This is a genomic window from Streptomyces sp. NPDC058955 (assembly GCF_042741435.1).
GTDB lineage: Bacteria > Actinomycetota > Actinomycetes > Streptomycetales > Streptomycetaceae > Streptomyces.
This window is the reverse complement of the sequence record NZ_JBHYKM010000002.1, coordinates 1-11,041: the sequence shown is the minus strand read 5'-3', so window position 1 is coordinate 11,041 and position 11,041 is coordinate 1. Positions and strand designations below refer to the sequence as shown.

The following is an 11,041-nucleotide window of genomic DNA, read 5'->3' as shown; positions in this document are numbered from 1 at the left end:
GGCCGGCAGCTCGCCGAGGGAGGCGTACGCGAAGGGGTACGCCCCGCCCGCCCCCCCCACCCGCGCGGGCCGCGAGGGGCGCGCCCACCCCCCCCCCCACTCAAGCTGGGCAAGGCCCAGGCGCCCATCCGGGTCGCGGTCACCGGCCGCACGATCGGACTCCCGCTGTTCGAGTCCATGGAGCTGCTCGGCCGGGACCGCGTACTGGCCCGTCTGGACGCGGCGGCCAAGAAGCTGGCCGCCGCGCAGGCGTAGTCGCCGTTCAGACGATCTTCGCGAGAAGGTCGCCCCAGGCGTTGCCGAAGTAGTTCAGATCGAACCGGGCCAGGGCCTCGTACGCTGCCTTGGTCTCCGTCTGACGCGCGGCCGCGCGTTCCCGGACCTGCGCAGGCAGTCGGCCGAGGTCGCGGGGCTGGCTGGCCGGTCAGCGTGGCGAGGTCGCCCAGGCCGGCCACAGGGCGGATCAGGCAGGGCAGGCCGAGCAGTAGGGCCTCGGCCGCGCAGCGGCTCCAGCCCTCCCGCATCTGGGGGAGGAAGACGCCGACGTCGCACGCGCACAACAGCCGGAGGTACCGCTCGCGGTCGACGTCGTAGTGGGCGCCGTCGAAGCCGATGGTGTTGCTGCCGCTGGTAATCACCCGCAGCCCGGGCGCGCCGGCCAGGGTCGCCGAGACCTCTTCGGTGCCCTTCCAATGCACGGCCTTGCCCGCGTACACGCCAATCACGTCCGCCGACAGACCGAACTCTGCGCGGCACTCGGTCCGGTCGAAGCCGCGGGCCCGCTCGACTTCCGTCATGTCGAAGGCGTTGTAGATCACCCGGACGTTGCGGACGCCTCGGGCCTGGAGGAAGTCGGCCCAGTAGGGGGCGACGCAGACCACGGCGGCGCACTGGGGCAGTACGCGGAACAGGTGCTCCCAGAGCATGGCCTCAACGGGGGCGGAGTCGTGCTGCAGCGGCTCGTAGTGGTGCAGGAGAAATACCGTGCGGGCCCGCATCTCTGGCGTGAAGAGCAACAGGCTCAGGTCGTCCCACATGAAGGTGCCGGTGGTGCTGTCGAGCGCCCGGATGGCCGGGGCTAGGCGGGCGAGGTGGCGGAGCTTGCGCCAGCGGCGGACATGGTAGGTGCGCTTGTGGTCCGGGACCGTGCGCCACTCCACGTCGTCGGCCGTCGCCTCATGGAGCATCCGCAGGTAGACCCGGCCACCGGTCCGGCCGACCGGCTCCATCGAGTAGACAACCCGCTTCACGGACGTACCTCCTGGTGGTGTCGGACGTACTCGGCGTGGAGCAGCGTGTACATGGCCTCCAGGTGGGGGCTGAGGCCGCGGGCGGCGCCGGCGAGCGGCAGGTAGAAGTCCTGCAGGCTTCGAAGGAACCGTCGGCGCCTGTCGAGGTTGGGCGAGGCGGCGAGATCGCGCAGGTTGTGGAGGCGGTCGGCGAGCCGAACGAGGAGGTCCTCGGGCGGGAGCGCGGCCTGCTTGAAACGCCAGCGGGTTTCGTCGCCGGCGGCCTTGGGGCGCTGTTCGAGGCGGTGGTCGGCCGTCATTGCCCGCAGGCGGTTGGCGAACGGGGCGCCGAGGTGCTGGACGAGCAGCGCCTCCGACTCGGGGGCCACCTCCAGGGCGTCGTGGAGGAGGGCGACGAGAAGGGTCTCGACCTGGCTGACCCTAATCTCCGTGGCGAGCAGCGTGATGATGGCGAGCGGGTGTTCCAGGTAGGGCGTGCCCTGGTCGCGGGTGTGGCCGTCGTAGATGGTGAGGGCGAGGGCGCCAACGACGCGGGCGCGGGACTGCTCGTCCGCGCTCCACGCGGCGGCGCCGAGCACGGTGAGGACGTGGTCCAGGTCGATGGGGTTCATCCGCTTCACCTCGTACGGGGGGCCGTGGCTCGGGGGTCGGGCACGTGGTCGGCGAGGAGCAGGGTGTCGCCGACCGCCAGGGCGTCGAGGCCGAGGTCTGCCGCCGCTACAACGGCCTGCTCGGCGGTCCGCAGGATCGGGGTGCCCTTGCGGTTGAAGGAGGTGTTCAGCAGCAGCGGCAGTCCGGTGCGCTCGTGAAACTGCTCCAGGAGTGGGCGCAGGCCCTGGTGGTCGGGGGCGACGGACTGGACGCGGGCGGTGCCGTCGTGGTGGGTGATCGCGGCGATGCGGTCCGCTCGGCATCGGCGGACGCGGGCGACACGGTTCATGAAGGGGTCGCCCGCCGACATGAACCACTCCGTGGCGTGCTCGGCGAGGACCGCTGGCGCGAAGGGGCGGTATGCGGCTCGCTTCTTGATCGCGTTGAGCCGGTCGCGCGTGGCGGCGTGGCCGGGGTGGGCGAGGATCGAGCGATGGCCGAGGGCTCGCGGGCCGAACTCGAGCTGTCCCTGCACCCAGCCGACGATGTGGTGGTCCGCGAGCAGTGCGGCCACCGTGGGCGCCAGACCCGGGCCGAGGTCGGGCAACGAACGGTATCCGGGCGGCACCGCAGCCGCCGGTAGGACGTCCGGGTGCGGGCCCCAGGCCGCGTCGGTCGGCACCGGGAGGCGCTCCTGGCCGAGCTGGTAGTGCCAGCCGTAGAGCGCGGCGCCCACGGCGGTGCCCGCGTCGTGCGGGGCTGGTGCCACGAAGAGGGTGTCGAAGCCGCTGTCGGCTGCCATCTGGCCGTTGAGGTGGGAGTTCAGGGCGCACCCGCCGGAGAACACCAACGTTGAGGCTCTGGTGAGCCGTTGCAGGTGGCGGGCGATGTGGACGACGGATTCGGCGAAGACCTCCTGGACGGCGGCGGCCAGGTCGGCCCGCTTGTGTTCCGGCTGCTCCGCGACGTTGTCGGCGGTCCAGGCTCGGCCGCCGAGCAGCAGCGGGGTGCTGCTGTCCGCCGAGCCCCAGGGGTGGTCGATGCGGACCTCGCCGTCGTCGCCAAGCCGGACCAGCTCGCGGATCTGTGCTCCGTAGCGCTGGGGATCGCCGAAGGCTGCGAGCGCCATCATGCTGCCCTCGGGCTCGTCCCCAGGCGGGATCACCCGCCGCGCGAGGTTCCGGTAGAAGTGCCCGAGGGAGGAGTGAACGCGCCGGGGGCCGGCCGGGCTGGGCACGACGGTCGGCATGGCCTGGTGGAGGCGGTCGATGCGATCGGGCCGCAGGTCGTACCCGGTGATGCGCTCGCGGCCAGGGCCGAAGTCGGAGCCGAGGGAGGAGCCGCCGGCGTCGATGACGAGGCCGGCCGCGTGGCCGTGGCCGGAGAGCAGGTAGCCGGAGAGCACGTGGGCCGTGTGGTGGGAGAGGAGGCGGAGGTGTTCGCCGAGCGGGGCGGGTAGGAGGGCGGCGAGTTCGTCGCGCTCCTCGGCCAGCCACCAGCCGGCGGCGGGGTTGGGGCGCATGGAGGCGGCCCAGACGGCGTCGATGTCCTGCGGTTCGAGGCCGGCGGCCTCCAGGCACCACTGGAGCGCGCGGGTCGGGGCGGTGAGCGTGCCCTTGCGGGTGGGGTGGTTGTGCTTGAGGCCGCTCCAGCGTTCTTCCTCGGCCGCGTAGAGGCGGCCGTCGACGAGTAAGGCGGCGCTGGTGTCGTGGTGGAAGTTCAGTCCGAGGACTGCGGGCATGGTGGTGTACCTCCGGTCTGAGGTCAGACGGTGAGGGCCGGGACGGGGAGGAGGGCGGTGCCGGAGTCGGTGTACTCGTGGCAGCGCAGGCAGAACCGGAAGTGGTGGCCGCGGGGCGCGAACACCTTGGCCGCGAAGTCCTCGTCCCAGATGCTGAATTCGCTGTCGTCCTTCGCCATGGCGTTGAAGCAGCGGTAGCAGGACCCGTCTATCTCGATCATCAGGTGCTGGTCGAGGTAGCGGTCGCAGATGCCGCGCAGCTCGTTCGCCGGCTGGCCGACGTCGACGTGGTGCACGTGGTTGGTGACGTGGATGGCTCCGTACCTGTCGCACAGCCTCGCGACCTGCGTGAGGCGGGAGGAACTGATGCCTTCCAGGACGCTGTTGATGACCACGGTCTTGCCGGCCTCGCGAAGGCGGGGCACGACGGCGTGGACCTCGTCGTAGTTCTCGTGCTCGTCGTCGCAGCCGATGAGGACCTGGTCGTACGAGCGGAGGGTGGCCTCCATGATCCGCATGTTGCGGGCCAAGGTGATGGCGTTCGTGCCCAAGACCATGACCTTGTCCGGCAGGCGGGTGCGGGCCGCGTCGCTGAGGGCGGGGAAGTCCCGGTGCACGGTGGGCTCGCCGCCGTTGATGTGCAGCTGCTGGAAGGGGATGGTCTCCAGCCGGGCCAGAATGGTGGAGAACAGCTCCTGGGACATGTTCTCGCCCTGGGCGCCGTCGGCGAAGATGCAGAAGTCGCAGGACCGGTTGCACTTCGTCGTGATCTTGATCTTCGCCGTCTTCAGGGCGCGGGGCAGGGACGCACGTGCGGACATGGCGGGACTCCTTGCGTCAGGGATAGACGTCAGCGGGGGTGAGGCTGAGGAAGTCCTGCACGATGGACTTCTGCCGGTGCCAGAGCGAGAGGGTCGCGCGCAGGGTGCCGGCGGTGGTCGGGCCGGTGGGGATCAGCGCCGCCATCCGGGCGGCCAGCCGCTGGGCGGGAGTGGCCTCGTCCGCCGCGAGCACGTTCAGGGCCTGCGCGGCGGCTCGGAGTTCCTTCGCCTCGCGCCGGATCAGGTAGTCCGTCGCCACGCCGGGCGGCGGGTCGAGGTAGTACAGCCAGCGGGCGACGCGGACACGCAGCATCCCGGCGGTCATCACCCAGTCGGTACGGGCCTGCTCGTCGAGCTTGCCGGCGGTGCTGGTCGCGTCGGGAACGCGGCGCATCGCAGCCTCCAGGGCAACATGGGCCGTGCGGAGCAGGTGACGCGGACTCCGAGGACGGGTATCGGGTCGATCTTCGGCGTGCCCGAGGAACAACTCGGCGTACCCGTCCAGCCCGTCCGGACGCCACTGCGTGAGCGCAGCCGTCTTACCGGGGCAACGGGTCCGTGTCGCGAGCGCGGCTGCGGCGAACCAGCACGGGGCCAGGTAGTGCCAAGCCACACAGTGGCGCCGGTACGCAGCGATGTCCTCCACCACGTTGTCGACGCTGTCCGCCGCCAACTGGTACCGGCCGCCCAGCCGCCCGTGGAGGATGCCCCGATAGAACCGCTCGTCGACGTTGCACCATGGCGCCATCTGGGCCCGGGACTTCCACCGCTGGAAGTCCCGGGCGCTCCCGCTGATCAGCGACCAGGTCGCGAGCTCGGGCGCGGAGACGAGCCGCCCGTCCGCCTCGGCCACGGTGAACGCGAAGCCGGGCGGATGCTCCAGGAGGCGCCGGTGGGAGATCTCCCGGCTGACCGCGGCGGTGTGCGCGGCGGCCAGGCGCTGGTTCCACTCCTCCCAATCCGTCGGGGCCTGGGAAATCAGGACCCGGACGTCGATGTCGGAGTGGGGAGCCAACAGGTCGGCCGGCTGCCACTTGTGGGTGAGCATCACCGCGCCGACGTCGTGAGCGTCCAGCTCGCGTTCGTACAGCGCTCCGAGTCCCATGTAGAGGGACGGTGCTTCGATCACCGCCATCACCGTTCCCCCGAGGAGACACGGGCGCAGGCGGGCCGGGCCGTGTCCGTGGTGAGGAGAGGCAGCACGGGCAGGACGGGGGTGCCTTCGGGGCGCTCCATCCGGTCCCAGCGCAGGTCGTAGTCGACGTAGTGGAAGCCCTGCCAGGCGTCGTTGGTGTTGCGGTCGAGCATGGCCTGGAAGAGGTGGGCGAAGGCGTCGCCGAGGGTGGCCTCGGCGAGGTGGGGCTTCAGGGGGATGTCGCGGTTGTGGAGGATGCAGGGGCGGGCCACACCGGTGGGCGTGATCTTGATGCGATTGGCGTCGGAGCAGGTGGCGCAGCTGGAGTTGGAGATAAAGCCGATCGATCCCGCCCAGCCGTCCGGGCGGAGGTACTGCCCGGGGCTGCGGACCCCGAGTTCGTCCCTGCGGACCTCGCCTGCGTTCGCGAACCACTCGTGGAGACGTTCTCGGACCTCCGCCTCGTTGATGAACTCGGTGTCGAAGAGCGCCTGGGCGGGGCCGATGTTCTGGAGCTCGATCAGCCGGACGGCGACGGGCAGGTCGCGGGCGAGCTCGGCCACGGCGAAGGCGTCGTCCAGGTAGGTGCGCTGGAGAACGCAGTTGATCTTCACGCGCAGGCCGAGGGAGAGAGCGGTGTCGAGGGTGCGCCGGGTGATGCGCGGGTCGCCGCCGCCCATGATCTCAGCAGATCGGTCGGGGTCGAGGCTGTGGAGGCTGAGGTTGAGGTACGTCAGGCCGGCACCGTGGAGCTTCTCGACGCTCAGACCACGGCGCAGGTTGCCGTGGCTGGTCATGCCGATCGCGGCGTTGGACCCGAGGCCGTCTGCGAGACCCGCGATCACATCGAGGATGTCCGCTCGCAGGGTCGGCTCACCGCCGGAGCAGTGCGCCTTCCTGATCTTCCAGGCGCCGGCCTCGACGGCGATGGCCGCGTAGTCGGAGGCGGTCAGGGGGCGGTCCTTGTGCCCGTAGTCCGGCATGCAGCGGGGCTTGCAGAACACGCAGTCCAGGTTGCAGAGCGAGTTCAGGGTGAATGCCAGGTAGGGGTGGTCGCGGCGAAGGCGGCGGCCAGGTCGCGGTGTCGTGTGGCGGGCATCGGTCAGCCTCCTACGAGGGGAGAGCGGGCAGCGGGCACCTCGGCCAAGCCGTTGAGCGGCTGGTCGGTGAGGTAGCGACGCAGGTTGTCGGCGAAGAACGCGACCGCCTCGTTCATGTACGTGCGGCTGAGCGTGGAGCTCTTCGGCGTGAGGACGACCCGGGGGTGCAGCCGCAGCGGATGTCGGGCGGGCAGCGGCTTCGGATCGAAGACGTCCAGGGCAGCACCGCGGAGGTGGCCGGCGTTGAGGGCGGCCAGGAGCGCCGCCTGGTCGACGGTCGCCGCGCGGCCGAGGTTGAGGAAGAGCGACCTGGGCTTGAACGCCGTGAAGAGGTCGTGGTCGAAGAAGCGGTCCGTGGCCCGGGTGGCGGGCAGCAGATCGACCACCACGTCGGCGACAGCAACCGCCTGGTGCACCGCCGACGTGTGCATCCACGTGATCCCGCCCTCGGCAGCCACCGGCGGCGTCCGCCGTACGCCGATGACGTCCATCCCGAAGGAGCGGGCCCCACGCGCGAGGTGTCCGCCGATACTGCCGCAGCCGACGATGGTCATCGTCGCCCCCGCCAGGTCGAAGAACTCCTCGGCCAGGTCGTCCTTCCACCAGGTCCGGTTCCGCTGGGCGAGCTGGCTCATGAACAGCCCGCGTGAGAAGCCCAGGACCATCCCCATGGCGTGCTCGACCATGGGTCTGCCGTGGAACCCGTACGAGCGGGTCAGAGCCACCCCGACGGAATGGGCCTCGGCGACGGGCAGATGGTCGGTGCCGGCCGCCGGGGAGGCGATCCACCTCAGATGAGGCGCGCCGAACAGCCACGACGGCTTGAACGTCCAGCCGAAGTAGACATGCGCCTCGGCCAGTTGGTGCGACACTGCCTCCTCGGTCGCCGTACGGAACTCGACACCGGGGAAGGCGGCCGACAGCGCGCGCTCGTGCTCGGCGGACAAACGCCAGAAAGAGTGTGGGGACTCCAGACTGATCAACACCACCGGCCGGTTCATCGCGCTCGGCCCACCGCACCCGACGCCGGCACCAGAGCCCAAGGAGCGATGCGCTCGATAACGGAGCCGATGCTGGCCTCGTAGTCGTGGCGCGAGCGCACCAGGGCAGCCCCGGCGCTCCGGAGCCGGTCGCGTTCGCGGGGCAGGACGGTCAGGGCGCGGTGGAGCGCAGTGGCCAGAGACCTGGCGTCACGTGGCATGGCGGTGAAGCCGGTTTCGCCTTCGAAGACGGTCTGGGCCAGCCCGCCGGCCGTGGTCGCCACCACGGGGCCCGCTCCGGCTGCGAACGCCTCCAGGGGGATGCGACCGAAGGGCTCCTCTCGCGAGGGAACTACGACCGCGCGCAGGGCCGGGTTGTACAGCCAGGCGCGGATCGCCGGGGAAAAGCGGGTGATCAGAGTCGCGTCCAGGCCGTACGCGCGGATGCGCGCCGCCAGGCTCTCCTGGTATGAGGTCGGGCGCTCGTGCTCGTCCGAGGTCACGGCTGCCAGGAGCAGATGCGAAGCGCGGACCCCGCGCTCCTTGAGGATGCGCAGCGCCTCCAGCAAGTCATCGAAGCCCTTCGTCGGCACGGCGCGCCCCATGGCGAGAAGGAAGCCGGCGCGGGCCCTGACGGGCAGGGGCGGCGCGCTGGCCGGCCGGGCCATCTCCTCCTGGATCAGCCCGTTCGGGACGCTGACGATGTTTTTTCGAGGGACCGCGTATCTGACAACAAGGTGGCCCCGCATGTGGGAGGAGATGGCACCGATCCGTCCGCCTCGGACGGTCGCCGCCCGCAGGGCGTCTCGCTCCCAGTGAATTCGAGGCAGGTCCTTGGGCCGTGTCAGCGCCGTCGTGGAGCGGGGAATGAGCAGCAGGTCCGTGGTAGGCGACGTATAGGGGGCAAGCCCGAGGAGCGGGATGTCGAGACCGATGAGAAGGCACCGGCTCGCGCGGTCGGCGATGCGCGCAGCCGCCTCGCCCGCCAGGTCGCACAGTTGTACGGAACCATGGATCGAGTCCGCAGCCACCTGGACCTCCGGGATCGTGATGACGTCGGCCTCGGCCTGCCGCAGCATGTGCTGGACCTCGCCGGCCCACCGTCGATCGTGCGCTCCTGCCGCCTCCGGCACGTGCGGGGTGACCACGGAGAGACGGCCCGGCGGCAGCAGGCGGGCGAGGGCCGTGAGGAAAGCGCGGTTACTGAAGCCGGTGCCCGAAGCCGCACCGTAGAAGCCCTCGTGGAGGACGACAATGACACGGGGCTGGCGAACCACCTCCGGTACGGCCGTGAGCGGGGGTGATGGAGTGGCTTGGTCAATGCGCACCGTGTGGTGCCTCCTTCGAAGAGAGGTGCGGACGTGGGCATCAGGCGCTGGCGGTCGTGGAACGGGCCTCACGGATGAGTCGGCACCAGGCACGGGTGCCGTGGGTGCCGGTCGTCAGCGACCAGTCGTCGGCCAGGGCCCCGACGATGACCAGCCCTCGCCCTGATTCGGCCTCCTCGCCAGGAATCGGAGGAGACAACGGCGCGGGGTGAGAGGAGCCGCCGTCGGTGACGGTGATCTCGACCTCCAGGCCGCCGGTGGTCGGTGTCATGCGGTCGACACACAGGACCAGGGGCGGCTTGCCTGAGGCGAACGCGTTCGTCGCGAGCTCGGACGTGACCAGCCGGGCGTCTTCGAGGAGGTCCACCTCGGTGCCGTGGAGTGCGACCGCCACAGCCTCCCGGGCGACCTCGGCCGCCTTCGGCCCGTACGGCAGATCTGTGATCAGCGTGGTCGCGTCGGCGCCGCCGATGTCGTCCTGCCTGGTGACGAAGGCCGGTTGTCCGACGTCGCGCTCCAGCACACTGCCCGGACGGCTTCGGAAGGTGCTCGTGCGGTGTCTCAAAGCCCACCCCTTTCTCCGTCGGCACCGAAGGCGGCGCCTTCCGCCGGGATCCAAGAACACCGGAGGAGGCCGGTCACGCAGGACCCGATCAACGGGTCAACTCGGTCAACTTCCTTGAGAAGGAGGTGAATCAGGCGTCCAAGGGCGTCACCATGGGGGAGCGCGAGAAGTGATGGACGAACCACTGGGGCAAGAGGTGGTCGCACGTGGCACCGCAGGCAGGAGAACCCAACGTCGTACTGGCGGGGTGCCTCGACGAGCTCGGGTGGAGCCCGAAGGCGCTCGCTCGCAAGCTCAACAGGGTGTTCGGAGCAGGGACGGTGGCCGAGTCGGCGCCGTATCACTGGCGGGACGCCGGCTCACTGCCGCGCTCGCCGTTACCGATGATGGCCGCCTACGTGCTCTCCCAGGAACTGGGTAGACCTGTCTCGGTGGCCGAACTCTGGCAGGGCCGCGTGGGCGACTCCTCGGCGCTCGTTCCGGCCGACACGGATCTCGCGCGGCCCTGGACCGTGCAGGGCATGGAGGCGATCGTGGAGGACTGGGTGATGGGAGGGCTCGTTGACCGGCGCCGGTTCCTCGCGATCTCGGGCGCGGGGCTCCTCGCGATCGTCGCCCAGTACCTCGACGGTACTGCGGGGCGCGGACAGTACGCGCCCAGGATCATGCCGTCCGCACGCGCCGATCCGCTCGTGAACCAGGTCGAACAGCACCTGCCCCTGCTCTCCGCGCTCGACGACGAGCACGGTGGAGCACGTCATCTCCCGTACGTAGGAGCCCAGTTCCGTGCGGTCGGCCTGCTGATCCGCGAGGGCGGTCATGCTCCCGCCGTCGCGAGCCGCCTCATCCGCGCGCTCGCGGAGATCGGCCAGCTCGCCGGTTGGATGGCCTTCGACGCTGCCGACCATGGTCTGGCGCAGCGCTACTTCGCCACGGCGCTGCGGGCAGCGCACCAGGTGTCGGCTTCCGACCGTGCGAGCCGGCCGAACTGCCGGCAGGGTTCACCGCCGGGTACCGATTCACTGTGCCGCTGATCGACATGCCCACCCGACGAGGACGACCTCGACCCGACCCCGGCGCCGCCGCCGGTGTTCCACGCCGAGCAAGCCCTCCTCGGCGCCCTTCTTCTCGATCCGCGACATCTCGGCGACGTGACCGGGATCTGCGCCGACTCGTTCTCCACCGCCGCGCACGCCAGCCTGTTCGCCGCGATCAACGCCCTGCCGCCGCCCGAACCAGATGAGCACGCAAGGAACCCCACGTGGCTCAACAAGGTGCTCGCCTCGGGCCGGGAGCAGGCACGCGGCTTGACCGCCTCCTACCTGCACACCCTCATCCAGGTCTGTCCCTGGCCGAGGCACGCGGCGGCCTACGCGCGGATGGTCGAGGCCGAGCACGCCCGCCGCCGGCTACGTGCCGCCGCTGAGCACCTCCTCCAGACCACCCACGACGCCTCCCTCCCGGAGCCCGTCCCGTCGGTGGTAGACGAGGACGAAGCGCTAGACGCGGTCGTGGACGACATCGCAAAAC

At 70.6% G+C, this 11,041-nt stretch carries 8 protein-coding genes and 4 pseudogenes; 3 read left to right on the top strand and 9 right to left on the bottom strand.

The genetic code is table 11. From position 1 onward, the window contains the following. Window positions 1-99: 99 nt before the first annotated feature. Window positions 100-255 (top strand): annotated as a pseudogene (locus ACFW1I_RS01120) (glutamate--tRNA ligase); the annotation flags it as partial. 7 nt (window positions 256-262) lie between these two features. Here the strand turns inward: ACFW1I_RS01120 and ACFW1I_RS01115 are convergent. From ACFW1I_RS01115 to ACFW1I_RS01075, 9 genes and pseudogenes are all read right to left on the bottom strand, one after another. Next, window positions 263-1,250, bottom strand: a pseudogene (locus ACFW1I_RS01115) (glycosyltransferase). Next, entirely contained in the window at window positions 1,247-1,861 is a 615-nt protein-coding gene (locus ACFW1I_RS01110; RefSeq protein ID WP_384664897.1) for an HD domain-containing protein, read from the bottom strand. Before ACFW1I_RS01110 ends, ACFW1I_RS01115 begins: the two are co-directional and overlap by 4 nt. A gap of 5 nt (window positions 1,862-1,866) precedes the next feature. Further along, window positions 1,867-3,582 (bottom strand): carbamoyltransferase C-terminal domain-containing protein, encoded by a 1,716-nt coding sequence (locus ACFW1I_RS01105; RefSeq protein ID WP_384664895.1) that lies wholly within the window; start codon window positions 3,580-3,582, stop codon window positions 1,867-1,869. Window positions 3,583-3,605: 23 nt separating this feature from the next. Next, window positions 3,606-4,403: a radical SAM protein gene (locus ACFW1I_RS01100; RefSeq protein WP_384664893.1), complete on the bottom strand. Its 798-nt coding sequence runs from the start codon at window positions 4,401-4,403 to the stop codon at window positions 3,606-3,608. A 16-nt stretch (window positions 4,404-4,419) separates the two neighbouring features. After that, complete coding sequence (locus ACFW1I_RS01095; protein WP_384664891.1) at window positions 4,420-5,538, bottom strand: hypothetical protein; 1,119 nt, start codon at window positions 5,536-5,538, stop codon at window positions 4,420-4,422. Then, window positions 5,538-6,637, bottom strand: a pseudogene (locus tag ACFW1I_RS01090) (radical SAM protein). Before ACFW1I_RS01090 ends, ACFW1I_RS01095 begins: the two are co-directional and overlap by 1 nt. Before the next feature lie 3 nt (window positions 6,638-6,640). After that, window positions 6,641-7,639: a D-2-hydroxyacid dehydrogenase gene (locus ACFW1I_RS01085; protein WP_384664890.1), complete on the bottom strand. Its 999-nt coding sequence runs from the start codon at window positions 7,637-7,639 to the stop codon at window positions 6,641-6,643. Further along, window positions 7,636-8,946 (bottom strand): glycosyltransferase family 4 protein, encoded by a 1,311-nt coding sequence (locus ACFW1I_RS01080; RefSeq protein WP_384664888.1) that lies wholly within the window; start codon window positions 8,944-8,946, stop codon window positions 7,636-7,638. Before ACFW1I_RS01080 ends, ACFW1I_RS01085 begins: the two co-directional genes overlap by 4 nt. A 40-nt stretch (window positions 8,947-8,986) precedes the next feature. Beyond that, on the bottom strand, window positions 8,987-9,511 hold the full coding sequence (locus ACFW1I_RS01075) for an ATP-binding protein (RefSeq protein WP_384664886.1): 525 nt from the start codon (window positions 9,509-9,511) through the stop codon (window positions 8,987-8,989). Between the two features lie 206 nt (window positions 9,512-9,717). On the opposite strand from ACFW1I_RS01075, the pseudogene ACFW1I_RS01070 reads away from it, so the two are divergent. Beyond that, window positions 9,718-10,473 (top strand): annotated as a pseudogene (locus ACFW1I_RS01070) (carph-isopro domain-containing protein); the annotation flags it as partial. Window positions 10,474-10,599: 126 nt separating this feature from the next. Beyond that, a partial coding sequence (locus ACFW1I_RS01065) for a DnaB-like helicase N-terminal domain-containing protein (protein ID WP_384664884.1) occupies window positions 10,600-11,041 on the top strand: 442 nt, incomplete at its 3' end.